Annotated in this window: 18 protein-coding genes; 15 read left to right on the forward strand and 3 right to left on the reverse strand. The window is 62.1% G+C overall.

What is annotated here, in order from left to right; all coding sequences use genetic code 11:
* Positions 1-105: 105 nt before the first annotated feature.
* Positions 106-1,359: a DegT/DnrJ/EryC1/StrS family aminotransferase gene (locus ACAD63_RS32680; protein WP_135703375.1), complete on the reverse strand. Its 1,254-nt coding sequence runs from the start codon at positions 1,357-1,359 to the stop codon at positions 106-108.
* Between the two features lie 463 nt (positions 1,360-1,822).
* Here ACAD63_RS32680 and ACAD63_RS32685 point away from each other — a divergent pair, with 463 nt between their 5' ends.
* Complete coding sequence (locus tag ACAD63_RS32685; protein ID WP_133097148.1) at positions 1,823-3,838, forward strand: polysaccharide biosynthesis protein; 2,016 nt, start codon at positions 1,823-1,825, stop codon at positions 3,836-3,838.
* A 350-nt stretch (positions 3,839-4,188) separates the two neighbouring features.
* Here the strand turns inward: ACAD63_RS32685 and ACAD63_RS32690 are convergent, their stop codons facing one another.
* The gene (locus ACAD63_RS32690; protein ID WP_133097149.1) at positions 4,189-5,523 is read right to left on the reverse strand and encodes an NAD(P)-binding domain-containing protein; all 1,335 of its coding nucleotides are present in this window, start codon (positions 5,521-5,523) and stop codon (positions 4,189-4,191) included.
* Positions 5,524-5,871: 348 nt separating this feature from the next.
* Between ACAD63_RS32690 and ACAD63_RS32695 the strand changes: the two genes are divergently transcribed.
* The 12 genes from ACAD63_RS32695 (at position 5,872) to ACAD63_RS32750 (ending at position 20,318) form a co-directional block, all read left to right on the forward strand.
* Complete coding sequence (locus tag ACAD63_RS32695; protein ID WP_133097150.1) at positions 5,872-6,528, forward strand: sugar transferase; 657 nt, start codon at positions 5,872-5,874, stop codon at positions 6,526-6,528.
* A gap of 309 nt (positions 6,529-6,837) precedes the next feature.
* Positions 6,838-7,878, forward strand: coding sequence for an ATP-grasp domain-containing protein (locus ACAD63_RS32700; RefSeq protein ID WP_135703374.1), 1,041 nt, complete (start codon positions 6,838-6,840; stop codon positions 7,876-7,878).
* A gap of 17 nt (positions 7,879-7,895) precedes the next feature.
* A complete protein-coding gene (locus tag ACAD63_RS32705; RefSeq protein WP_195428031.1) occupies positions 7,896-9,017 on the forward strand; it encodes a GNAT family N-acetyltransferase in 1,122 nt (373 codons plus the stop codon).
* Between the two features lie 474 nt (positions 9,018-9,491).
* Positions 9,492-10,808: a UDP-N-acetyl-D-glucosamine 6-dehydrogenase gene (wbpA, locus tag ACAD63_RS32710; protein ID WP_133097186.1), complete on the forward strand. Its 1,317-nt coding sequence runs from the start codon at positions 9,492-9,494 to the stop codon at positions 10,806-10,808.
* A gap of 18 nt (positions 10,809-10,826) precedes the next feature.
* On the forward strand, positions 10,827-11,777 hold the full coding sequence (locus ACAD63_RS32715) for a Gfo/Idh/MocA family oxidoreductase (RefSeq protein WP_195428030.1): 951 nt from the start codon (positions 10,827-10,829) through the stop codon (positions 11,775-11,777).
* Between the two features lie 7 nt (positions 11,778-11,784).
* The gene (wbpD, locus tag ACAD63_RS32720; protein ID WP_133097154.1) at positions 11,785-12,366 is read left to right on the forward strand and encodes a UDP-2-acetamido-3-amino-2,3-dideoxy-D-glucuronate N-acetyltransferase; all 582 of its coding nucleotides are present in this window, start codon (positions 11,785-11,787) and stop codon (positions 12,364-12,366) included.
* Between the two features lie 47 nt (positions 12,367-12,413).
* On the forward strand, positions 12,414-13,529 hold the full coding sequence (locus ACAD63_RS32725) for a DegT/DnrJ/EryC1/StrS family aminotransferase (RefSeq protein WP_135703371.1): 1,116 nt from the start codon (positions 12,414-12,416) through the stop codon (positions 13,527-13,529).
* Complete coding sequence (locus ACAD63_RS32730) at positions 13,526-14,986, forward strand: lipopolysaccharide biosynthesis protein (RefSeq protein ID WP_167884558.1); 1,461 nt, start codon at positions 13,526-13,528, stop codon at positions 14,984-14,986. The genes ACAD63_RS32725 and ACAD63_RS32730 overlap by 4 nt, the downstream gene beginning before the upstream one ends.
* Positions 14,987-15,056: 70 nt before the next feature.
* The gene (locus ACAD63_RS32735; protein ID WP_133097157.1) at positions 15,057-16,169 is read left to right on the forward strand and encodes a glycosyltransferase family 4 protein; all 1,113 of its coding nucleotides are present in this window, start codon (positions 15,057-15,059) and stop codon (positions 16,167-16,169) included.
* 284 nt (positions 16,170-16,453) lie between these two features.
* A complete protein-coding gene (locus ACAD63_RS32740) occupies positions 16,454-17,683 on the forward strand; it encodes an O-antigen ligase family protein (protein ID WP_195428029.1) in 1,230 nt (409 codons plus the stop codon).
* A gap of 73 nt (positions 17,684-17,756) precedes the next feature.
* Positions 17,757-18,713, forward strand: coding sequence for a methicillin resistance protein (locus ACAD63_RS32745; protein ID WP_434034328.1), 957 nt, complete (start codon positions 17,757-17,759; stop codon positions 18,711-18,713).
* A 51-nt stretch (positions 18,714-18,764) separates the two neighbouring features.
* Complete coding sequence (locus tag ACAD63_RS32750; protein ID WP_434034329.1) at positions 18,765-20,318, forward strand: hypothetical protein; 1,554 nt, start codon at positions 18,765-18,767, stop codon at positions 20,316-20,318.
* 89 nt (positions 20,319-20,407) lie between these two features.
* Here the strand turns inward: ACAD63_RS32750 and ACAD63_RS32755 are convergent, their stop codons facing one another.
* Positions 20,408-21,760, reverse strand: a complete 1,353-nt coding sequence (locus tag ACAD63_RS32755) for a polysaccharide deacetylase family protein (RefSeq protein ID WP_255519747.1) — start codon at positions 21,758-21,760, stop codon at positions 20,408-20,410.
* A 331-nt stretch (positions 21,761-22,091) separates the two neighbouring features.
* Here ACAD63_RS32755 and ACAD63_RS32760 point away from each other — a divergent pair, with 331 nt between their 5' ends.
* Both ACAD63_RS32760 and ACAD63_RS32765 read left to right on the forward strand, forming a co-directional pair.
* Complete coding sequence (locus tag ACAD63_RS32760) at positions 22,092-23,504, forward strand: glycosyltransferase family 4 protein (RefSeq protein WP_434034330.1); 1,413 nt, start codon at positions 22,092-22,094, stop codon at positions 23,502-23,504.
* A 284-nt stretch (positions 23,505-23,788) separates the two neighbouring features.
* On the forward strand, positions 23,789-24,940 hold the full coding sequence (locus tag ACAD63_RS32765; protein ID WP_195428072.1) for a polysaccharide biosynthesis/export family protein: 1,152 nt from the start codon (positions 23,789-23,791) through the stop codon (positions 24,938-24,940).
* Positions 24,941-24,950 lie beyond the last annotated feature (10 nt).

Raw genomic sequence — 24,950 nt, forward strand, 5'->3', positions numbered from 1 at the left:
GCTGCCTGCCGGTCTGCACAGTTTGTCCTCCCACGCGAAAAAAACCTGGCGCACCAGCACGAAGGGACCCCACGGTGTCCAGCCGGATCAGCGTTGGCCGGTGCATCATCGCTGCATGGCGCCGGCGCAATCCCGAGCCGCATCGTGCATCGCCACGCCTTCCACGTCCTGCCTTGCTCCCGTCGGCAGGGTTGCACGAAGGACTACCTCGCGCACCACCCGCGCAGCCAGGGCAATCTCGGCCTCGGTCAGGGTGGGATGTACCAGCAGCATCAGGCTGCATTCACCCAGCAATCTGGCATTGGGCAACCGACACGGCGGACGCCAGCCAGTGTCATCGAACGCCTTCTCGAGATAAGCCTCCGAGCAGCCGCCCACATAGCAGGGCACCCCGGCTGCCTGGATCTCGGCCACGATGCGGTCACGGCTCCAGCCTTCCCTGAGCAACTCCGGGTGGACGAATGCATAAAACTTGTACCACGCAGGCCGGGCATCAGGTGGGCAGGCGGGCAGCCAGACTGCAGCGCATTGCCGAAGCGCGCCGGCAATGACCTCCGCATTGGCAGCGCGCTGCGCCGTCCATTGCTTCATGCGCGCAAGCTGTATGCGCCCGATCACCGCCTGCATTTCCAGCATGCGCCAGTTGGTACCGAAGGACTCATGCAACCACCTGAATCCCGGGGGATGCTGGCGCCCATAGACCGCATCCCAGTTCTTGCCATGGTCCTTGTACGACCACATGCGCAGCCAGAGGTCTCTTGCGCTGGTCGTCACCATCCCGCCCTCGCCGCCGGTGGTCATGATCTTGTCCTGGCAAAAGGACCAGGCGCCCACATCCCCAATTGCGCCAACCGAGCGCCCTTTGTAGCGCGCGCCATGTGCCTGCGCGCAATCCTCGATCACCTTGATGCCATGCTCGCGCGCCAACGCCATGATCGGGTCCATGTCGCAGGGTATGCCGGCCAGGTGCACGCAGATGATGGCTCGTGTCCTTGGCGTCAGCACCTTGCCGATCGTCGCTGCCGAAAGATTGCCACTCGCAAGCTCGACATCGGCAAAGACTGGCGTTGCACCCGCATTCACCACGCATGAAATACTGGCGATAAACGTGCGTGGCGTGACCACGACCTCGTCGCCTGGGCCAATGCCTAGCGCCTTCAGCGCGACATCGAGCGCAAGCGTCCCGTTTCCCAGCGCAATTGCATGCGGCGTCCCCACCCAACTGGCAAATTCCTCCTCGAACTCCCGGCATTCGGAGCCTGTCCAGTAGTTCACACGATTAGACAACAGCACCTTCTGGACGGCAGCCGCCTCGTCGGCGGTGAAACTTGGCCAGGGAGAAAAGCTGGTATCCAGCATGGTCGTCCACCTCAGCAATGGAAGTCGGAGCGGGTACTGCCGCGCAGGCCAGGTGTCAACTAAGCACCCGCTGGAATGCCATCATCTAACCAGACTTGCATTGGCACGTGAAGGCCACCATGTGGACTAGGACACTCAGATGAGGCGCCATGGTGAGGGCGCGCGCCGGCGCCCATTGCGTACGCAAGCCCACGTTGCGGTGTTGCAAGAGAAGCGCCAGCAACAATAATTGCTTCAGTCTGGAGTGGTGCCGAAGCACCCAGTCATGCTGACGGGCTGACGGGCTGACGGACGGGCCAACGGACGGGCCAACGGGCAAATCGGAAGCCATTGACAGAAGAAGCCTCAAGACAATGCAAAACCGTGTGCAGCCATTCTTGTTCGTTCCGCCAGTAGGGCATCCTTGTCGCAGCCTGGTCGCCACCAGGTCCCTGCACCCTGCGGTGCATGGAGGTTCCGGCAAATGACCAGACTATTTTCGCGCTGGCTGATTGCGCTGCCCCGACGCCGCAAGGTCGCGCTCATGATATCGGCTGACCTGCTTGCGCTGCCGCTGTGCTTTGCTTTCGCTTTGTTCCTGCGCGTCGGCAATTTCGAGTTGCTGGCCCAGTACGGCATCACACCGCCGCTGATCATTGCGGCCTGCACGATTCCCGTGTTCTCGCTCAGCGGCCTGTATCGGACCGTCGTGAGGTATTTCGACCTGAAAGTCCTTTGGACGACTGGCACCAGCCTGGCCTGCATCATCGGGATCACCTATGCGCTGTCGTTCCTGGTGCACCTCGACCGGCTGCCTCGCACCGGCCTGCTGATCTACTGGTTCATCGCTTTCTCCTATGTCGTAATCTCCCGCTTTGTCGCGCGTGCATTGCTGATGCGCTCGCTCCAGTCCCGGCAGGTGCAGGCCGAGCCAGCGCCTCTGCGCGTGGCAATATTTGGAGCCGGCGAGGCGGGCTTCCAGCTCGCCATCGCCATGCGATCCAGCCTGCGTCACAAGGCGGTCTGCTTCTTTGATGACGACTTCGCGCTCGAGGGCAAGATCTTTGCCGACCTCCCCGTCCATCACAGCAACCAGATGCGCGCGCAGATCCAGAAGTACGCGATCAATGAAGTCGTGCTGGCCGCGCCGACCCTGCCCATAGAACGCCGCCGCCAGCTTGTGGAGAAGTTGCACCACTATGCGGTCAGCGTGCGCACAGTGCCCACCCTGCTCGAACTGGTCGACCGGCAGATCACCGTGCAGTCCATCCGTGACATCAGCGTGGAAGACTTGCTGGGCCGCGACATCGTCCCCCCACGTGAAGACCTGTTCGCCAAGTGCACGCTACGCAAGACGGTAATGGTCACCGGCGCGGGTGGTTCCATCGGCAGGGAGCTATGCCGTCAGATCGCCACGCAGGGACCGCAGCGACTGATCCTGTTCGACCACTCCGAATATGCCCTCTACGCGATCGCAGAGGAGCTGCGGCAGCGCTATCCTGAACTGCAGATCGATGCCCGGATCGGCTCCGTCTGCGATTCCACCGCAATGTCCGCGGCACTGCGCGGCCAGCAGGTCGACACCATCTATCACGCCGCGGCTTACAAGCATGTGCCGCTGGTCGAAGTGAACATGCCGGAGGGCATTCGCAACAATGTGTTGGGTTCCCAGACCGTCGCCGACCTGGCGGATCATTTCGGCGTTCAGACCTGCGTGCTGGTTTCCACCGACAAGGCGGTCCGCCCTACCAATGTCATGGGCGCAAGCAAGCGGATTGCAGAACTCGTTTTCCAGGCTGCCGCCGCCCGCCCCAATACGAGAACTACGTTCTCGATGGTGCGCTTTGGTAATGTATTGGGCTCATCCGGGTCGGTGGTGCCGCTGTTCCGCAAGCAGATCCGCGCGGGCGGGCCCATCACGATTACGCATCCGGATGTCATTCGCTTCTTCATGCTGATCCCCGAAGCGGCACAGCTGGTAATACAGGCCGGCGCGATGGCCAAAGGTGGCGAAGTGTTCGTGCTCGACATGGGCAAGCCGGTCCGCATCATCGACCTTGCCCGCACAATGATCGAGATGTCCGGGTTGGTGGAAAAGACGCGCAAGAACCCTGCCGGCGACATCGAGATCAAAGTCGTAGGGCTGCGCCCGGGCGAGAAGCTTTTTGAAGAGCTTTTGATCGGCGGCGAGGTGACGGCCAGCGGTCACGAGCGCATCATGTGCTCGAACGAACCGTTTCTCGAAGCCGCAGAGTTGCAGGCGAAGCTCCAGCGCCTGCTCGCAGCCTGCGACACCCGCGACGAGCTGGAGATCCAGATCGCCGTACAGAGCCTGGTCTCCGAGTACACCCCCTACAGCTCTCTGGATTCGCCCGCCCGCAAGGTGCTGGCACCCGCACCGCCGCCGTTGCGCGGCGTTACATCGCGCCGGAACCCGTCCCCGGAAGTCGGCGTGGACCTGCAGCCCCCAACATTGTCCAATCCGAGCGAGGCTGGCTGAAGGCGGCCGGCCAGGTGCCCGGGACGGCGACGCAGTAACCCAATTGCCGAGCCAGGTCCTGCACGGCCCCGTGTGGCTCGGCACAGCTGAGCGCGCGCCTGGTCCGAGGGCCATGCATTTCCGAGCGTTCCGAGCGTCAGGCAGGGTGGTGCTGCGCGGGTCTGGTGCGTGCAGAGCGCACGCGCCAGCCGTCAAGCCTGCCTGCGGCTATCCGTGCTTCGTGGAGAACGCACGCGGCATCGTTGGCTTGCGACGTGCCTGACATCATCCGTCATGACGCCACGACACTGTTCGCCGCACTGTCGAAGATCCAGTACGGCGCCCGATGGACAAAGCCAGGGATTCCGACGCTATTTCGCCTTGTTGTCGGAGACATGAAGCATGGTTTGCCCATGCAAACGGCTTCCACTGTGTTCCTGGTCCAGTTCCGGTTCTCGGGCCGATGGCTGGACACGATGATCCCCGTCCTCCTTGAAGCGCCCGAGAATGTGCCGTGCCAGGTGTGGCGCCGCATACTTCGCGCCATAGACGAAACGCAGTGCGGGCCCGAAGCTCAGCGCAGCCGCGGGTCCAACCACGTACAGGTCGCGTAGATTGGTTTCGAAATTGCGCGTCAGGCTTGGCGCGCCGCAAACGAGTGAGAGCGAATCCTGAAGCTCCTGGGAGAGGAAGGAATGCCTGGCCATATCAATCTTGAACCCTGTGGCCAGAACAACATGATCGGCACTGATTCGGGACACATTATTCGCGCTCGAGACCTGCAGGACTACCTGACCGTCCCTGAGTTCGGCATCCCTGATTTCGCTCTGGGTCCGGATATCAACCTTGCCCTCCACGCGATCGCGCAGCCACCACGCCCCAGACGGTGCCCAACCCGTGTCGAGCAACCTCTGGCGGCGCTGGAGATCCATCATGTGGAAGAAGGCGGGGTGCTCGGACAACAGGAAGGACATCAAAAGCACACTTGGACTATTGGAATCCCAACCACGTCCCAGGCCGACGCGCCCTCGGAGCAGCCTTGTGACACCACCGCCGGAGACACGCGGCTCCCTGCCCCAATTGATCTCGCCGCGCACAAGCAGCCGAACCCGAGCTCCGAGTTCGCCAAAAAGCGCAGCCAGCCCGATTGCCGACTGGCCCCCGCCGACAACAACGATACTCTTGCCTTTCGCCCAAGCCAGGCTTCCGAACTCGCCGGAGTGGACCACGTAAGGCTTCGGCATGGCCTGCAGTGCCGGGGGCACCTGCGCGAATCCTTTCAGGCCCAGGGCGACTACCACGCGCCGCGCCGCCATGGCGCTGCCATCGCTCAGAAGCAGCCGGTAGAGCCCCTCCTTGCGGTGCATGTCGACAACTTCCACCGGGCGCACATGACTGACCAGTCGCGACTGAAACCACAGCCCATAGTCCACGAAGAGTTCCAGCGGCACGCGCAATCCGACCTGTCGGTACGCGACGCGATTACGACGGCAATATTCTTCCAGCGTATAGCCTTTCCACGGCGCGTAGAGATTCGAGGCAAACGGTTCCGAGCGCAAGAGCATCCCCGGCGGCATGAAATTTCTCCAGGCATGCATTGGTTCCCCGAGAATCTGATTGGGCACGCCGGCCTTGCTCAGATAGGCCGAAACCGACAGACCATAGGGGCCGGCCCCGACAATAACCGTATCCGTGGATGAGAACATTATTGCTCTTCCCTTTTGAGTTTTCCTGGCGGTTGCGAAGCCGCGCCTTCCGGAGCAGCGTTGCGCGCCATGCAGCCGTCGTCGGTTGCTTCGATCACGCGCCCAGCCAGATTACGGCAGTCTGAAACCTGCCCTCCGGTGCATCGGTACGGACCCGCACACTCCTTTTCGATCACAGCGGCGCCCCGACTTTGGCATGACCAGTGGCGCGGCAGAACGTGGCCTCGGCCACATTTGCTGCTTCACACAACGAGCCGATTTTGGTGAGATAAGACTCAGAGCGGAAATTCGGAATCCGTCGGACGGCGGCAATGAACTCCTCTGCGTGACAGACTGGACGGATCGATCATGAAGCGCTTGTTTGACATTGTGTTCGCCTCCATGGCATTGCTTGTGCTGGCAATACCGCTGCTGCTCCTGGCGGGTGCCGTGCGCTGGAAGCTAGGCAGTCCGGTGCTGTTTCGACCGACGCGGGCGGGCCTGGACGGCAGGCCATTTCGGGTTGTGAAGTTCCGAACCATGACGGATGAGCGAGGCCCGGATGGCAATCTCCTGCCGGACAACGACAGGCTCACGCCGTTCGGCAGATTCCTGCGCCGCGCCAGCCTCGATGAGCTACCCCAGTTCTGGTGCGTCCTGCTGGGGGACATGAGTGTCATTGGCCCACGCCCGCTGCCAATGAAGTATTTGCCGTGTTACTCACCCGACCAGGCTCGCCGCCTTCTGGTCCGCCCCGGCATATCCGGGTGGGCACAGGTGAACGGGCGGAACACCCTGACCTGGGAAGAGAAATTTCGCCTGGACACCTGGTACGTGGACCACCACTCTTTCTGGCTGGATCTGAAGATCCTCTTGCGCACGGTAGGCACCGTTGTCGGCCGCCAGGGCATTAACGCAGCAGGGGACATCGAGGTACCGACGTTCACAGGCAGTCCCGGTGTTCAGCATGCGGCGAGCGTGCCCCGGCCCGCTGCGAACGAAGACGTTCCGATTCACATCGCATGATGACTCTTCTCGTGCTGAATGTCACATTCCCGCTCGCGGTACAAGAGGCGTGTCGCCACTTCGTGAACTTGCGCACGTATCGCGCTGCTTTCGGGCAGGCCATTCTGATTAGATGACATATGTCAGACATTGAGCGTGGGCATCGGGGGCAGCAGGCGTCCGCGCGGTCGGCAAGCCACGACTCAAGGCAGCAGAAAACAAAATGCCGGTATACAGGCACTATTCCAACGAAAACGGCCGAAGGCCTGCATGACGGGGCCTGCTGGGCTACGACAGGGTCATTGTGACTGGAATGGCATTGGGGTGAACATGAACGTTCTGCTGACGTGCATAGGTAGAAGGCGCTACCTGGCGGAGTATTTCAAGTCGGAGCTGAATGGCGCCGGCCTGGTGCTTGGAGTGGACATGAATGGCGGCGCGCCGGCTGCGAGCGCGTGCGACAGGTTTTTTTTGGCGCCCGGGCTTGATGCGGATAACTACATCGACTTCCTGCTCAACCTGTGCAGGGTGCATCGGGTCTCCGCCATCCTGTCCCTGAATGACCTGGAACTTCCGCTCCTTGCGGCGAACGCACAACGGTTTCGCGAGATCGGAACGATACCGGTGATCTCGTCGACAGAGGTGGTGAATCTGTGCGCGGACAAGTTCCTGACTGTGCAGTTTGCCGAATCTATCGGAGTATCGACGCCGCGCAGCTATGCCACGCTGGAGAGCGCCGAAGATGCAATTTCGGCGGGAACCGAGATTTTCCCACTGGTGGTCAAACCCCGCTGGGGCAGCGCAGGTTTTGGCATATTGTTCGTCGAGAACCTCGACGAGCTTCGCTTCGCCTATGCCTACTGCCAGCGGATGTGCAGGAAATCGGCTTTTGCCAGGCTGGGACAGCCAGATGCGGCGGTGATGATCCAGGAATGGATCTCGGGCCAGGAGTACGGACTCGATATCTTCAACGACCTTGAAGCGAGGCCGGTCGGATTTGCCGTGCGCAAGAAGCTGTCGATGCGCGCGGGAGAGACCGATCGCGCGATCACGGTCGAAAGCGGGCCTTTCGACGACATCGCCACGCGCATCAGCCATGAACTGGGACATATCGGCAATGTCGACTGCGATGTGATCGAGCGCGAAGGGCGCCAGTATCTCCTGGAGCTGAATCCAAGATTTGGAGGCGGCTACCCCTTTACCCATCTGGCGGGAGCCAACCTGGTAAGAGTGCTGCTGAATTGCGTGCGCGGGCAGCACGGCCAGGAAGTCCACTATCAGGCCGGCATCGAACTGTTCAAGTGCGCCTACCTGGCCAGGGTCGGCGAACTGGCGGAGCAGCATGTTGCCATGGAAGCATCAGCCGGCTAACGGCATGGAAGGAATCGATGAACAGCGCGAATGGGATTGCCAGTGCCGCGACGGACCTGGTGCGGCCGACTTCCGACCCCAGCCGTCAAGGGGATGCTGACCACCACCCCGGACTAAATGCTCCAGCGGCGAGCGGAGCCACTGCTCCCGTCAGGCAGGTCGCTGACACGGAGGTTGCGGGTAACGCGGCACAAGCCCGCTACCGCCAGCTCTGCAATACTGCGAATATTCCGCTATTTAGTCAGGCGTGGTGGCTGGACGCCACCGCCGGCCCCGGGAACTGGAGCGTAGCGCTGGTCGAGCGCGGCGGTCAGATAGTCGCAAGCCTGCCCTACGCCCCCCGGCGCATGTACGGGTTTTCAGTCATTGCCCAGCCGGCACTGGCCAAGATGTCCGGACCGTGGCTGGCCCCGATGGATGGCAAGCCGGCGAGAGTGCTGGGCCAGCAGAAGGAGTTGATGGACGATCTGATCGGGCAGCTCCCGCGGTTTGACCATTTCCAGCAGCACTGGGATCCCGGCCAGACCAATTGGCTGCCCTTTGCCTGGAAGGGGTTCCGTCAGACCACCAAGTACACCTACGTATTCGATGACCTGTCGGATCCGGAAGCGCTCTGGAATGGCATGCAGCACAACATCAGAGCCGAAATCCGCAAGGCGGGCTCCCGCCATGGTCTTCAGGTGCGCGACGACCTTGGCATCGACGAGTTCATCAAGCTGAACCGGCAGGTCTTCTCCCGGCAACGCATGGCGATACCCTACACGGACGACTTCGTGCGCCGCCTTGACGCCGCGTGTGCGGCGCGAGGCGCACGCAAGTTCTTCATTGCCGTGGATAAGGAAGGCCGTCGTCATGCCGGCGTCTATCTGGTCTGGGACGGGCGAGTCGCCTATTACCTGATGGGCGGCTCAGATCCAGTGCTCCGGACCAGTGGGGCGACCAGCTTGTGCATGTGGGAAGCAATCCGCTACGCCTCGGGCGTGGCGCGCACGTTTGACTTCGAAGGGTCGATGCTGGAGCCGGTCGAGCGCTTTTTCAGGGCATTCGGCGCCAGACAGCAGCCTTACTTCTTTATCCAGAAGACCCCCTCGCGCATCCTGCTGACATACCTGTACCTGCGTTCGCTCCTCAATCCCTGAGGGATTGCTTGTTGTGGCAGTGCCTATTGCGTCGACGCGCGTTGCGCTCAGGTCGCGCCGATCCGTAGCAGCTGCGCGTGGATTCGCGGCAGCTCCGATCCCCCATTGCTCGCATTCCGGGAATGCCACCTTGCCAGCATCCGTGCGGTTTCGCACATTGCTGGCCTGTCGCGCACCGCACGCGCGATGGCGTGGTACGGCCTCAGTCGAATGGACGATACCCGTTGGAACGATGTTTCCTTCAATTGCCAATCGCTAGTCTGAAGGCTCCCCGGCACGCCGCGACGAGTACCGGCGCTGGGACGCGCCCGATCGCAGGTGTATGTGCAGCAATGTGTGTGGGTGACAACAATGCCCACATATCCGGCGGTCGGCGAATTTCTACAATCGGAGCACGGTTCATCAGTTCAGCGCTGTCACCTCGCAAGTCAGTCCGATTCGATCGGCTTCAACCACAAACCTTCTGATTCCATCATGTCGAGCCCAATCGCCAAAGATCTCATCGAACGGATCAAGAACAGGGAGTCCATTATCGGCATCGTCGGCCTGGGCTATGTCGGGCTGCCCCTGATGCTGCGCTACTGCGCAATCGGTTTCCGTGTGTTGGGTATCGACATCGACGAGGGCAAGGTTGCCAAGCTCAACGCCGGCCAGAGCTATATCGAGCATATTCCCGCACGCAGCATCGCCCGTGCCCGCGAGACCGGGTTCGAGGCCACTACGGATTTCGAGCGTGCCGGAGAGTGCGATGCCATCATCCTGTGCGTGCCGACGCCGCTCAACAAGCATCGTGAACCCGACATGAGCTTTGTCATCAACACCGCGGACGCCATCAAGAAGTACCTGCGCGCCGGACAGGTGGTGTCGCTGGAAAGCACCACCTACCCCGGCACGACCGAGGAGGAACTGCTGCCTCGCATGCAGGAAGGCGGGCTTGAGGTGGGCGGCGACATCTTCCTGGTCTATTCGCCGGAGCGCGAAGACCCGGGCAATGGCAAATTCGAAACGCGCAGCATTCCCAAGATCGTCGGTGGCCAGACGCCGGTCTGCCGCGAGGTCGGTATGGCGCTGTACGAAGTGGCGATCGACCGCGTGGTGCCGGTCAGCTCGACCAAGGCCGCCGAGATGACCAAGCTGCTCGAGAACATCCATCGTGCGGTGAACATCGGCCTGGTCAACGAAATGAAGATCGTGGCCACGCGGATGGGCATCGATATCTTCGAAGTGGTCGACGCCGCTTCAACCAAGCCATTCGGTTTCACCCCTTACTATCCCGGGCCGGGCCTGGGCGGGCATTGCATCCCCATCGATCCCTTCTACCTTACCTGGAAGGCGCGCGAATACGGCTTGCACACCCGCTTCATCGAATTGTCCGGCGAAGTCAACAAGGCCATGCCGGAGTACGTGGTCAGCCGGCTGGTGGACGGACTGAACCAGCAGGGCAAGGCACTCAAAGGCTGCCGGGTGCTGGTGCTGGGCATTGCCTACAAGAAAAACGTCGATGACATGCGCGAGTCGCCCTCGGTCGAGATCATGGAACAGATTCGCGCACGCGGCGCGACGGTCGCATACAGCGACCCGCACGTCCCGGTGTTTCCGAAAATGCGCGAGCACTATTTCGAGCTGTCGAGCGTGCCGCTCGACGGCGAATCGCTCTGCGGCTTCGACGCCGTGGTGCTGGCCACCGATCACGACGCCTTCGACTATCTTCTCATCCGCCAGCATGCGAAGCTCCTCGTCGACAGCCGCGGAAAGTATCGCGCGTCATACGCGAATGTTGTCAAGGCCTGAGCACATGGGAGCGCTAGCGTGAAACGATTCGCACTGATCGGAGCGGCCGGCTACATTGCGCCACGCCACATGACCGCCATCAAGGATTCGGGCAATGAGCTCGTGTCGGCGTACGACATCAACGATTCAGTTGGCATCCTCGACAGCATTTCGCCACAGAGCGAATTCTTCACCGAATTCGAGCGCTTCTATGACCATGCCTGGCGCCTGCGGCGCCAGCCGGGCGCAGCGCTGGACTACATCTCCGTCTGCTCGCCGAACTACCTGCACCAGTCGCATATCTCTGCCGGCCTGCGCCTCGGATGCGACGTGATCTGCGAGAAGCCGCTGGTCCCGACACCTGCATTGCTCGATGAACTCGCGCTCGTCGAACGCGAGACCGGCAGGCGCGTGTTCAATATCCTGCAGCTGCGCCATCACCAGGCAATCCTCGCGCTCAAGGAGAAGGTTGCGTGCGAGCGCAACGGGCACAAGCACGAGGTCGACCTGACCTACATCACCTCGCGCGGAAAGTGGTATCTGGAAAGCTGGAAAGGCGACACGCGCAAATCCTTCGGCGTGGCCACGAACATTGGCGTGCACTTCTATGACATGTTGCACTTCATCTTTGGCAGCCTGCAACGCAATGTGGTGCACTATGGCACGGACAACAAGGCTGCAGGCTACCTCGAATACGAGAATGCGCGCGTGCGCTGGTTTCTATCGATCGATGCCAATGACCTGCCTGCCACGGTGAAGGGCAAGAAGACGACCTATCGTTCGATCGCCGTGGACGGTGCCGAGATCGAGTTTTCGGAAGGCTTCACCGACCTGCACACCACCAGCTACCGGGAGATACTCGCGGGCCGGGGCTACGGCCTGGACGACGCGCGTCACTGCGTAGAGACGGTCAGCACAATCCGTTCCGCACGCGCCACGGCGCCCAGCGACAACGAGGGCCATCCTTTCCTGCAGCAACTTCTTGCATGAGGCTGTGATGACGGACCAGGTACACCCATCGGCCATCGTCGACGCGGGAGCCCAGATCGGCGAAGGATCGCGCGTCTGGCATTTTGTCCATGTCTGTGCCGGTGCGCGCATCGGCAGGCATTGCTCGCTCGGCCAGAACGTGTTCGTCGGTAACCGCGTCGTCATCGGCGACCACGTCAAGGTGCAGAACAACGTCTCCGTCTACGATAACGTCACGCTGGAGGACGGCGTTTTCTGCGGCCCCAGCATGGTGTTCACCAATGTCTACAACCCTCGCTCGCTGATCGAGCGCAAGAACGAGTACCGCGACACGCTGGTGAAGCGGGGCGCGACCCTGGGCGCCAATTGCACCATCGTCTGCGGCGTCGTTATCGGCGAATATGCGTTCGTCGGCGCAGGCGCCGTTGTCAACAAGGACGTACCTGCCTATGCGCTGATGGTCGGCGTTCCCGCACGGCAGGTCGGCTGGATGAGCGAATTCGGCGAGCAGCTTGACCTGCCAGTGCGCGGCGAGGGCGAGGCCGTCTGCCGGAATAGCGGGCAGCGCTACGTCCTGGACGGCGCAACACTGCGCAAGGCCGCAGACTGAGGCAGTGACCAGTCCCCTCCGCATGCCGTCTGCACAGGAAATCAGCCATGATCGAGTTCATCGACCTCAAAGCGCAGCAAGCCCGCATCAAGCACAGGATTGACACCGGCATCCAGCGCGTGCTGGCGCACGGCCAGTACATTCTCGGTCCGGAGGTCGAGGAGCTGGAGCAGCGGCTTGCGCACGATACCGGCACCCGGTACTGCATCAGTTGTGCCAACGGCACGGACGCACTGCAGATTGCCCTGATGGCGCTGGGCATCGGGCCCGGCGATGAGGTCGTCATGCCCGGCTTTACCTATATTGCCACCGCTGAGACCGTCGCCTTGCTGGGAGCGAAGCCGGTCTATGCGGACGTGGATCCGCGCACCTGCAACCTGGATCCCGCGGCGCTCGAGGCGGCGATCACCGACCACACAAGGGCCATCATCCCGGTCAGCCTGTATGGACAGTGTGCCGATTTCGACATCATCAATGCCATTGCCGCGCGCCACGGCTTGCCGGTCATCGAGGACGCTGCGCAGAGCTTCGGTGCCACCTACAAGGGCCGCAGTAGCTGCAATCTGTCCACGATTGCCTGTACCAGCTTCTTTCCCAGCAAGCCACTAGGCTGTTACGGGGACGGCGGAGCGATCTTCACCAACGACGAAGACCTGGCCAAGGCGATGCGCCAGATCGCCCGTCATGGCCAGGACCGGCGCTACCACCATGTCCGCGTTGGCGTGAACAGTCGCCTGGATACATTGCAGGCGGCCATCCTGCTGGCAAAGCTGACGATCTTCGATGAGGAGGTCGAGCTACGCCAGCAAGTGGCGGCGCGGTACGGAGAACTGCTGCGCCAGGGGGGGTTCGAGGCCACGCCGCATGTCGAACCCCACAACCTCAGCGTATGGGCACAGTACACCATCCGTGTCCCGGATCGCGATTCCTTGCAGGATGTGCTGAAAGCCACCGGAATCCCCACTGTCGTGCACTATCCGTTGCCGCTGAACCGGCAGCCCGCAGTAGCCGCCTGCGAGGCCCGCCTGCCGGTCGGCGACGCGCTGGCGCGTGAGGTGTTGAGCCTGCCGATGCATCCGTACCTCGACATGGCAAGCCAGCAGGCTATCTGTTCAGTGATTCTCCGACATGCCATGTGCCAGCCAGAGCGAGTCGTGCCTTGAACAAGCAGGCGCTCGCCGTGGACCCCGGCACGGCGGAGAAACCCCGTGTCGGCAGAAGCATTGGCGTGCTGGTCAGCGGGCAGGCCGCCGCGCAGATACTTACGCTGGCGGTCTCGCCAGTTCTGACGCGCCTCTATTCTCCGCAGGATTTTGGCGCCGTGGCGGTCTTCGCGGGCCTGCTCGCGTTCTTCGGCGTTGTCGCCTGCCTGCGCTATGACTTGTCAATCGCCCTGCCCGCCAGCGATCGCGATGCCGAGAACCTGGTGGCCTTATGCCTGCTGTGCGTGGCGACGACCAGCGCGCTTTGCGCGCTCGGCGTGCTGTTCTTCGGCGAATCGCTGATCCTGACCCTTAACTGGTCAATCGACGCCAGCGCTCTCTGGCTGCTCCCCTTCGGCGTTGCTTCGGTCGGCCTCTACACTGTGATCGAGCGATGGATGGTCCGGATGCAGTATTTTGGCCAGCTGGCGCAGACCAGGCTGGTGCGGTCCGTGATCGCAAACCTGGTGCAATTGGGCGGCTATGGTTTCGGCGTCCTGGCCTTGATGGGTGGAACGGTAATCGGACATGGCGCCGGCGGACTGTTCTATGCGATCAGGGAAATCCGCCGCAGGCGGGGCGGCAACGTGAAGCTGATCCGCATCGTGGCCCTTGCGCGCCGCTACAAGGATTTTCCGCTGTACTCCACCTGGACAGCCACATTCAATGTGGCGGGCGTGCACCTGGTGCCGCTGATCTTCTCGGCGTTGTTCGGCGCTGCCGTAGTCGGCCACTTTGCCTTCGCGCTGCGCATGGTATCGGCGCCGATCTCACTGATCGGCGCGGCGATCGGTAGTGTTTTTTTCGCCCAGGCGCCGGCCGCCATGCGGGCCGGTCGCCTGCCCGAGGCGGCCGAGGCGCTGCGCCGGAAGCTGGCCAATGCCGGCGTTCCGGCACTGGTGCTGCTTGTTTGCGCCGGGCCGGACCTGTTCGCGGCCGTGTTCGGCGAACGGTGGCGCATGGCCGGCCACTATGCGCGCTGGATGGCTCCCTGGATCTATTTCCAGTTCCAGTTCTCGCCGCTCTCCTGCCTCCCTGATGTGATGGAACTGCAGAAGATGGAACTGATCGCGCAGTTCAGCACCTTTGCGATTCGTCTTGCCACGCTGGCAGTTTGTTACGGATTCAGCGTTCCGGCGGACCCCAGCATTGCCGTTTTCTCCGCAGTGAGCGCCGTTGCCTATCTCGGGATGCTTACCCTGTTCATGTCGCGAGTGGGGGTGAGGCTCAAGACAATGGTGACGCACGATGCGGGGCGCTTGCTGGTCTTCTGCGCCTGGGCACTGCCTTCGATACTGCTGTTCAGCGGCGAACCCGACTGGCGGACCCTGGTTTCTGCCGCTTACTTCCTGGCCCTGTCTGCGTTCTGGATGCGGCGCACGCTGCGCCCGACGCGAACTGACGATGAACGACGGTAGCCTCGATCCGCTAGCGGACCAGACATCTCTGTGCCGGATGCATGTCGTGGCGTTGTAGACGGAGTTTCAAGTGCAAGTTGCTAACGTAGCCCACCTCACCTCGGTTCATCCGCGCTACGATGACCGCATCTTCCTCAAGCATTGCCGTAGCCTGGCGGCCAACGGCTATCGGGTCTCGCTGGTGGTGGCCGACGGCGAAGGGGATGAAAGCCGGGACGGGGTTTTCATCACCGATGTCGGCGGCTCGGCGGGGCGCTTAAACCGCGTCTTCCGGACCACGACACGCGTGCTGCGCCGGGCGCTCACGCTGAATGCCGACGTCTACCACCTGCACGACCCCGAGCTGATTCCCGTTGGCTTGAAGCTGAAGAAGATGGGTAAACGCGTCATCTATGATTCGCATGAGGACGTGCCCCGCCAGTTGCTCAGCAAACCCTACCTGGGGCCGAGGCGATTGCGCGCGCTGGCGGGTGCCTTTGCCATATACGAGAGACGTGCCTGTCGCGAATTCGACGGCATCGTCGCGGCTACCCCCTTTATCAGGGACAATTTCCTGCCGATCAATCCTCGCACCGTCGACATCAACAATTACCCGATTCTCGGCGAACTTGGCGGCCCGGTGCAGTGGGAATCCAAGCGAGCGGAAATCTGCTATGTCGGCAGCATCAGCTCAACTCGCGGTATCCGCGAGACTGTCATGGCGCTCGAGCAGGTGCAATCCGCGGCGCGACTGAATCTGGCCGGCCGGTTCGGCGACCAGGCACTGGAATCGGAGGTGAGGGCGGCCAGCGGCTGGTCCCGCGTCAACGAACTCGGCTATCTGGACCGGGACGGGGTGCGGGGCGTGCTGGCGCGGTCGGTGGCCGGCCTGGTGACGCTGCACCCGCTCATCAATTTTCTCGATGCACTGCCCGTGAAGATGTTCGAGTACATGGCGGCCGGGATCCCGCCCATTGCCTCCAATTTTCCGCTCTGGCGCGAAATCGTCGAGGAAAGCGAAAGCGGCCTGTGCGTGGATCCGCTGGATCCGAAGGCAATCGCCAATGCCGTCGACTATCTGGTGACGCATCCCGATGAGGCGCGCCGCATGGGCGAGAACGGCCGCCGCACCGTGACCAGGAAATACAACTGGGCGAACGAGCAGGACAAGCTGTTTCATTTCTACGAGCGGATCCTGGCCTAAGTGCGTGGCCGGTTCGCCGCTTCAGCGACTCGGCCGAGGAATGGCTTTGGCTTCGGGCTTGCGCATTGTCCGGTGTGGGCTGGCTCACGCACTGCGCTATCAAAGTAGCGGCAAATTTGATTAGATGGATGGAGCGCGAGCGGATATCCGTGGCTGAGCCTTGCATCCGGAAAGGCTAGATCCACCGCTTGCCTGGGGGGCAGACTTTCACTGGCTGATGGACTGCAAGGGGACGGCGATCCGGAATCCGCAATGACGACTAACAGGGAGGCGGCAGAGCGGTCATGAAGCACGGCAACCTCTCGCTCTTTGGCAGCGTAGTCTTCCTCACGCTGTTTCCGGGCTATTTCTACTACCACACCGCGGTGGCCGGCGCCTTTTTTCCGCCGGTGCTGGGTGGCTTCTTCGGCCCCATGTCGGTAGTCCTCGGCATCCCGCTGGTGATTTTCGGTTTCGGTGCACTGGTACGCGGGCGCGAGCCGACTCTGTTTATCGATCGTGCTTTCGTTCTGTATGTGCTCTTTGTCCTGGCATGGTCAAGCCTGCACTACCTGCTTGGTACAGGAGTGCAGGAGTCCTTCGACTTCTATATGTATAACCTCAGCACGATACTCATGTGGCTGGTGGTCTACATGTCGGTAAGGAACCTCGATCTGAACGAGAAGTGGCTGCGTTGGATAATATCTATTTCACTGCCCGTATTCCTGGCCATCGCCGCGTGGAACTCGAATGGCCAGTTCTACGATACAGAGAAGATTGCCGGTGACGCCGTGCGGGTTTCCGGCTATCAGGGATTGGCCCGTTCTGCCGCCATTGCCGCCCTGGCAGCGCTCGCATTGCATCGCGGATTGCGTGCCGCACTGGTGGTAGTGATTGCCGTACCGCTGTTGTTCCTGCTCGGGGCGCGCAGCGAGTTCATGGCCTTCCTCGTCGTAGCCGCAGTTCTCTTCGGGCTTCGGGACGGCGCATCGCGGACCACGCTGGTCTGGGTTCCGCTTGGCATAGCCGGACTCGCCTATCTGGCTGTCAGCTTCCAGGTCTTCGAAGGCAGCTCGCGCATCCTCCAGCTTCTGGAGATCAGGGAATCGACTTCCTATCAGGCAAGAAACGAATTGCAGCAGTACGCGGTCAGGACAATCGCAGAGCATCCGCTGCTCGGCAGCTACGCTTCCCAGTTGTATCTCGGCGAGATCGGGAGCTACGCGCACAACGCGCTCTCCGCGTGGGTCAGCTTCGGGCTGGTGGGCTTCCTGGGCTTCGTACTCTTGCTCGGCTATGCATTGGTGCAATCAGCCAGGCTGGCCAGGAAGGGCTACGCCGCGAATCCGGAAGTTGCGCTCGCGCTGGCATTCAGCGTCTATACCGTGACCTTGGCGGCCACCGCCAAATCCGTCAACGACCCGATTTTCGCCTTGGCATGGGGCGCGATGGCCTGCGCACTGCGCAAGCGCGAGCGGGCGGGCAGCCGGCCTGCGCTTGCGCGGTGCCCAGGTCAGCAAGCTGCGCGATCCTGACAGGTATCCGCCAGTCTGGTCACCAGGCAAGGCCTGTACAGCGGCAACTGATATTCATCGATGATTGAGGCGTATGGACATCAATCAGAGCAAATACAGGGAGCTCTGCGAGACCGAACTTTCAATCCCGCTGTCCAGCCGGGCCTGGTGGCTTGACGCGACGGTCGGGGCCGACCGCTGGAGCGTGGCCCTGGTGGAGCGGGCAGGAAAGGTAATCGCAGCCATGCCCTACGTCAAGAAGACAAGGTATGGCTTTGTCATCCTTACCCAGCCTCCCGCCGGAAACGGATTGGGACCATGGCTCGCGTGCAAGGATGCAAAGCCGACAAAATTACTGAGCCAACAGAAGGAGTTGATGACGAATCTGATCGAACAACTGCCGAGGTTCGACCATTTCGTGCAGGCCTGGGACTACAACAATACCAACTGGCTGCCCTTCTTCTGGAAAGGCTATCGGCAGACCACGAGATATACCTACATTCTTCCGGACCTCAGTGACGAGACATCGCTTTGGAGCGCCATGCAACCCACGGTGAAACAGGACATCCGGAAAGCAAGCGACCGCTTCAATCTTCGCGTGCGCCACACCGACAACATTGATGAATTCCTGCCACTGAACCGCAATGTCGGCATTGACCCAAGATGGCGCCGAGGCTATTCCGATAACGTCGCGAGGCGAATCGACGCTGCGTGCAAGGAGCGGGGCAGACGCAGGATCTTTATCGTCGAGGATGAGCAGGGACGGCCTCACTACAGCGCCTATCTCGTGTGGGACGAGCAGAGCGCATATGGCCTGATGGGAGGCGCAAACCGGGACATGCCATCCAATACCGGAGCCGGCAGCTACTGCATTTGGGAAACCATCAGGTTCGCCTCGACGGTAACCAAGGTCTATGACTTCTCTGGCTCCATGCTGGAATCGGTGGAACGCTTCTTCCGAGGCTTCGGTGCTGTTCAGAGACCGTATTTCCTCATTACCAAGACACCATCCAGGGCGCTCTCGCTGTATCAGCTCATGCGTTCCCGATAGCCGTGCCGCCGGGAAAGCAAAGCGCCCGCGCTTTTACAAGGAGATGCTGGCATGAGCAAGCACAACGCACGCGCCCGTCGACCTCTTGCGCGCGCTCTGCTGCGCGCCGGTAGCCTGGTTGTACTGCTGGCCTGTACCGTGCCAGCGGCGCAGGCGCAGTCTGGCGGTGTGATGCCGGCCGCGCTGGAATGCGGTGGCCCTGTCGAAGGCCTGGTCTGGCGCCGCTGGGACGAAGGCGGGTTCGTCTTCGTGCAACAGCAGCTGATCGCGGAACGGCTGGTGAAGCAAGGCGACACCTATGCGCTATATCACCTAGAGGTCTTCTTTCATAACTTGCTGGCCATGGCACAACGTTGCCAGCGCAGCGCGCGCCAGGCCCAGTTGGCCGGCCTGGTTGCCAGCACTTATGCACAGCTTGCACCCGCGCCCGGCGACCAGCCAGGGCGGGCCTGGATATGCCGCGGTGGCCCCGAGTGCAGCCACAGCATCCGGCTGCGCAATACCGAGGTGTTGCTCAACAGCACCCAGTTCCTGGCCTTCGCGAGCAGCCTTGCCAACGGCATGAGCCGCGAGGTTCGGACGGGGGCTCCCAACGACTTTGTCGAGCAGACGGCACGCATCGCGCGCGAGCACCTGGAACGCTGGAACACGCCTGCGGCGCAGGACGCGTTGCGCAAGCGGATCGCCGCCAGGCCGGAGGATGTAAAAAATACCTCGTCGGAATTGTTCCTGACCGACAAGGAGCTTTGGCAGATTGCCATCTACGCGGATCTGGCCGGCATGCTGGCCGCGCGGCCTCGGCTTGCCCAGGCGATGGGCCTGAATGACGGCAGTATTGCCACCATGAAAGCACACCTGGACTTGTTGCTGCGCCTGGTTGCGGCTCGTACTACTGTACAGGCGCTTCCTGACCCGGAGGGCAAGACCGGCAAGGGCATCAGGGTGGCCGATCTTGATGCGGGATTCTGGCGGCTTTATGACACAAACCGGTATGCCTCCTACACCGGGCGGGACAAGCCCGTGGTGTGCAAGCGCGATCCGGCCAGACCCGAGCTGGTCACGGCGCAGACGCATATTCCAGCCGAGCGCTTCGCGCCGGTCGCCAACATCGGCTGGGACATCAGCCACGCACGACGGCTGGTACATTTCTTTGATGCCATCGAGCGCAATCGTGCGGCCATGGTCCAGGTCTACGGTATAGACCCGGCGAGTTTGCCCTCGCAAGACACCATGGCTGCCTTTGCACGCCAGTTCAGTCTTCGCGTCTGGAATCAGGATCGGGCTCGCCCCCTGTTCGCCAACTACTTCAGTGGCGCCAACGGCTGGTATCGGGTGAATTACGACAACGGTACCGGCAGTTGCGCGGAGGGCTATCCACCGTATGGCCTGTCTGAGTCATTCCCCACCGGTGGCTATGCAACCTGGCCAGCCATGCACGCGCTGGGTGTGCGCTTGTACGACATTACCCAGTCGTCGCGCAAGGAAGACCGGGACTTCGTTGCAGCCCATTACCCCGGCTTTGCCAGGCAGCCCGGCGACAGCGGGCGCATGCTTGCCGAGATGATGTTCTGGCCTACGCTGGTGCGCCGCGGCGGCGCGCGCTGAAGGGACGAGCCAACCGCCGCGCTCGTTTCCATCGCGCGCGGCCGGGCGGCAGGGGTGGGGCGATCGTGGCTCGCTGACGCGACAGCTTGTCAGTGGGCGACGACAGCCTGGTACAACTCGCGCTCCTCGGCTTTGCCGAGCGACGAGTTATGCCACAGCATGGTAAAGCAGCCATTCACCGCATTGCAGGTGTCCTTCAGCTCCCGGAACTTGCTCCATGCCGCCTCGCCGGTTCCAAGCCCCATATAACCCATGACGGTGCCTTCCATGGCAATCAACGGGCGAATGCGCAGGTTCAGGGCCTTGCCTGCCACCGGATCGAAGGCCGGATATTCGAAGCAGGTGCCGCAGCGGAATCCGGCGTGGTCGGCATAGCTGAGCGTGCTGTCGTAGGTCATGCCCGCCTGCTCCCAACCGAGCATCGTGGTCGGGTGCTCCCAGCGCAGATAGTGCATGCGTCCGCCCCAGACCTCCTGCTCGATCTTCTCTTGCTCGCATACCCGCCGCAGCCGGATTGCCTCCGCCTGCACCGCGCCGGGGGCCTGATAGGTATTGAAGCTCGGATGCAGGCCGATCTCATGACCACGGGCATGGATACGCTGCATCAATCCGCGTATCGCAGGATGCTCCGGCTCGTAGTCGGCATCCATGCCTGGGTGGGTGCGGCCGCAGATGAAGTAGAAGGCGCTGACCAGTCCATGGCGCTCGGAAACATCCATGATCCAGTCAAAGGTATTGACCCGATCGCCGGGATGCAGCGCGGTGCGCGTCTTCATCCTGATGACCGGGGCCTGCAGCACGCTCCGTACGTCCCGGCGAATCAGAATGTCGCCGGCCATGCGGCGGAGCATTCGCGCCGCGGAGCCAAAACCATAACGACTGGGAACATCCACGTCATGCGACACCTTCATGCCGGGCCGAAGCTGCCTGAGCTGCAGTTCTGGCCACTGTCGCCTGATCACCTGCCCAAGGATATGCAACCACTCATCCACCACCGGTCGCTCCAGGTAGCCATGCCTGTGGGCATGCGAGCCGCTCGCCGGGAAGCGCCTGTATTTATCCAGGTCGGTGCGGCCAACCTCCTCCTGGCGCGACAGCATCCAGTAGCAAAGACCGAGAACGTCATAGTGGATTCGATAGCCAGCCGGCGTCGACTCGATCAGCGGCGACGGAGCGCGCGCGAGGCCTGGCGCCGGCAAAGGTCCGCGCAGGGCCGTCTGCCACCCCTCGGCAAGTGCATCCCAGGTTGTAAAGGCGAGCGCCGAGTCCGCGCGCTTGAAGGTGACGGGGTCAGCGGCAATCTCGATCGATCCCTCGCCGCAACCAGCAAGGCTCAAGCGGACAAAGCCCGCGTCGGTACCTTGCAACTGAAAACCATGGCCAAACCGCTCCGCGAGAATCCGCTGCAGCCAGGAGAGGGTTTCCTCAGTCATGTGCTTCATAGGGAATTCCAGAGTGAGAATGCCGGCGTCTGATTGAACGACGTCTGTGCACGGCTTTGAGCAGGGCATGGACAGCACATGGCAAACCGGATGGCCGAGCCACAGCCGACTGCGCTGACAGAGAAGATTATCGGGACTCGCTACCGTGCCCGCAATGAAGCTGGGTGTGACGCCGAACGCAAGGCGCGCGCGCTTTCCTGCCGCACCCGCGAGGCTGCCGCGGTGCGATGCCGGGCAGTGTGGTCTGGGCCACGCTATGCGCTTTCACGGGGCGTCGGACTCTGATTAGATGTATTCGGGCGGATGGGAAAGTACTCATCCGGCCCTGACCATGGCCCTGACCATGGCCCTGCGCGTCCACATGCGGTCGCGGCAGGATCAGCTATTGTCAGGCCCGCGTCTGCCCTGGTGGCCCACCCTGCGGGCCGGGTCGGCCAACCGGGCGAAGCCCGCCAATGACATGTGCGCCAGCATCCAACGATCCGGTCCCTCCATGAAGCACGTCTGGATTCTCAATCACTATGCCCTGGAACCCGGCAGCAGCCCCGGCGGTACGAGACACTTCCACCTGGCAGAGCACCTGAGGTCGTCCGGCTGGCAGGCAACCGTTATCGCGGCCAACACGGTCGGCGCAAGGGAACGGCATCTGGAGGCGGGCAGGTTGTCGCGCCTTGACAGTATTCGCGATGTGTCTTTCCTCTGGGTACGTACGCCCACATACGAAGGCAATGGCGCTGGCCGCATCCTCAACATGCTGGCCTACAGCTGGCGCGCCTTGCGGCGGCGGACCACGCGTGGCCTGCCGCGTCCCGACGTGGTGATCGGCTCCAGCGTACACCCCTTCGCCGCGGCGGCGGGCGCCTTGCTGGCGCACCGCTTCAAGGTCCCGTTCGTGTTCGAGGTGCGTGACCTGTGGCCGCAGACGCTCGTGGACATGGGTCGCCTGCGCGAAGGGGATTTCCTTACCTGGGCGCTGCGCAAGCTCGAGCTTTGGCTGTATCGGCGTGCCACTCGCATCGTCGTGCTGCTGCCGCACGCGTGGGAGTACATCGCGCCGCTGGGCATCCCGAAAGAGCGCATAACCTGGATACCCAACGGCGTGGACCTGTCGCTGTTCCCGCCGCCCACGCCTGCACGCACCGTCGCGCCGTCCGAGCGTTTTACGCTGATGTATTTCGGCGCCCACGGGCAAGCCAACGGCCTGGACAATGTGCTGCAGGCAATGAAGCTTGTGCAGCAGCGGCCAGAGGGGCGGCACATCATCCTGCGCATGGTTGGAGATGGCGGCCTCAAGCCTGCGCTGATGGCGCAGGCGCAGCAACTCGGCTTGTGCAATGTCATCTTTGAGCCCCCCGTACCGAAGACCCGCATTCCGGCTGTGGCAATGGAGGCCGATGCCTTTGTCATCGCCGTGCGCGACCTGCCACAGTTGTACCGGTACGGCATCAGCATGAACAAGCTGTTTGACTACCTGGCTGCGGGCCGGCCCATCGTCATTGCCTCCAATGCCTCCAATAATCCGGTGGCCGACTCGACGGCGGGATTGACAGTGGCCGCGGAGCAGCCGGAGGCGCTTGCCGACGCCATCATCAGCATCGCCGCAGCGCCGCTCGAGGCTCGCCTGCGTATGGGGCGCGCCGGCCGCGAATATGTCGAGCGCAACCACAGCTTCCAGCTGCTGGCGCAGCGCCTGGCTGGTGTGCTGGACGAAGCATGCAGACCTCAGGCCAACCCGGTGTCCTGACCTGGTCGATATCGAGGCTCCGTGCATTGCACACGGGCTGGAAGACCAGTGCTGGCCTTTGCACCTTTACTGCAGGAAGCGAGATGCAGCGAACGGAGGGGCCCACTGGGCGAAGGCTGGCGCTCGCGGCAGTACAGCTTTCACGTCCGAACATTCAACGTGCGACAACGCACCGAAGCATGGAGCTGCCCCTCCTACGATGCAAAGCATCAGGGCATGGCAGATGCGATGCGTTGTCCGCTGCCATCAGTAAGGAGACCGCCGTGAGACCAGTCAATTGGCGCATGCATTCCCGAATCATCCTGGCTACCCATCGCCACAACATCGCTTCCAGTCTGTCGATACTTGTCGCCACCGGCCTGCTTGCAGCCTGCTCTGCTTCGCCGGGCATGTACTTCGGCACCAATGCAGTGGTGAGCGCAATCGGTCCCGATGTCGTACCCAAGGTGACACCGATCACCCTCGATCTGGTGAAAGCCCAACGCAGCAAGGTTCGTACAGACAATGAGCGGGTCGAAGAACTGTTCGCCACACCGCGGCCTTATCAGATCGGCCCTGGCGACATCATCTCGGTCGTGGTGTGGGACCATCCGGAACTGGTGTTTCCCACGCAGACCTACAGCATCGGCGCCGCCTTCGAAATCCCGCAGTCCAGCGGCGGCGCCAACGTGCCGGGTTATGTGGTCAGCGCACAGGGCGATATCCAATTCCCCTACGCCGGCGTCATGAAGGTGGGTGGGAAGACAGCAAACGAGGTTCGCGACCAGATGGCGCGGGTTCTGTCGCGAGTGGTCAGGAACCCCCAGATGACGGTGCGGGTGCTCGGCTTTCGTAGCCAGCGTGTCTATGTTGACGGAGAAGTCAAGACGCCTGGCATGCAGGCCATCGATGACGCGCCCATGACGCTGGTGGAAGCGCTCAATCGCGCCGGCGGCGTGCTGAATCTGACCGGTGACAACAGCCGCATCCGCGTTACCCGCGGCGAGCGTAGCTGGTATGTCAACATTCCTGCGCTGCTTGCCAGGGGTATTGATCCGTCCCGCATTCTGCTGCGCTCGGGCGACATCGTCCGCGTGGAACAGCGCGAGGACAACAAGATCTTCGTCACCGGCGAAGTGGTGCGCCCGGCCTCCCTGCTCATGCGCAATGGACGGATGACACTGAACGAAGCACTTGGCGATGCCGGCGGTGTCAATCCGAGTTCGGCCAATGCGGAACAGATCTACGTCATCCGCAAGGCGGCCGATGGCGAACCCAACATCTTCCATCTGAACAGCAACTCTCCGGCGGCGCTGGCTATCGCCGAGGGCTTCGAGCTGGAACCGAAAGATGTGGTCTATGTGGACGCACGTGAGGTGGTCCGCTGGAGCCGTGTGATCAACCAGTTGTTGCCGAGCACGCAGCCTGTGTTCAGTACTGCCACGGCAATCAAATAGCGGGATGCGA

Origin of the sequence: Cupriavidus sp. a3, from assembly GCF_051015765.1 — a bacterium.
Classification (GTDB): Bacteria; Pseudomonadota; Gammaproteobacteria; order Burkholderiales; family Burkholderiaceae; genus Cupriavidus; species Cupriavidus oxalaticus_A.

Coding starts and splice junctions, on each gene's coding strand:
- ACAD63_RS32680 (WP_135703375.1), bottom strand. CDS start 1,359: ATGCTGGATACCAGCTTTTCTCCCTGGCCAAGTTTCACCGCCGACGAG.
- ACAD63_RS32685 (WP_133097148.1), top strand. CDS start 1,823: ATGACCAGACTATTTTCGCGCTGGCTGATTGCGCTGCCCCGACGCCGC.
- ACAD63_RS32690 (WP_133097149.1), bottom strand. CDS start 5,523: ATGTTCTCATCCACGGATACGGTTATTGTCGGGGCCGGCCCCTATGGT.
- ACAD63_RS32695 (WP_133097150.1), top strand. CDS start 5,872: ATGAAGCGCTTGTTTGACATTGTGTTCGCCTCCATGGCATTGCTTGTG.
- ACAD63_RS32700 (WP_135703374.1), top strand. CDS start 6,838: ATGAACGTTCTGCTGACGTGCATAGGTAGAAGGCGCTACCTGGCGGAG.
- ACAD63_RS32705 (WP_195428031.1), top strand. CDS start 7,896: ATGAACAGCGCGAATGGGATTGCCAGTGCCGCGACGGACCTGGTGCGG.
- wbpA (WP_133097186.1), top strand. CDS start 9,492: ATGTCGAGCCCAATCGCCAAAGATCTCATCGAACGGATCAAGAACAGG.
- wbpD (WP_133097154.1), top strand. CDS start 11,785: ATGACGGACCAGGTACACCCATCGGCCATCGTCGACGCGGGAGCCCAG.
- ACAD63_RS32725 (WP_135703371.1), top strand. CDS start 12,414: ATGATCGAGTTCATCGACCTCAAAGCGCAGCAAGCCCGCATCAAGCAC.
- ACAD63_RS32740 (WP_195428029.1), top strand. CDS start 16,454: ATGAAGCACGGCAACCTCTCGCTCTTTGGCAGCGTAGTCTTCCTCACG.
- ACAD63_RS32745 (WP_434034328.1), top strand. CDS start 17,757: ATGGACATCAATCAGAGCAAATACAGGGAGCTCTGCGAGACCGAACTT.
- ACAD63_RS32750 (WP_434034329.1), top strand. CDS start 18,765: ATGAGCAAGCACAACGCACGCGCCCGTCGACCTCTTGCGCGCGCTCTG.
- ACAD63_RS32755 (WP_255519747.1), bottom strand. CDS start 21,760: ATGAAGCACATGACTGAGGAAACCCTCTCCTGGCTGCAGCGGATTCTC.
- ACAD63_RS32760 (WP_434034330.1), top strand. CDS start 22,092: ATGGCCCTGACCATGGCCCTGCGCGTCCACATGCGGTCGCGGCAGGAT.
- ACAD63_RS32765 (WP_195428072.1), top strand. CDS start 23,789: ATGCATTCCCGAATCATCCTGGCTACCCATCGCCACAACATCGCTTCC.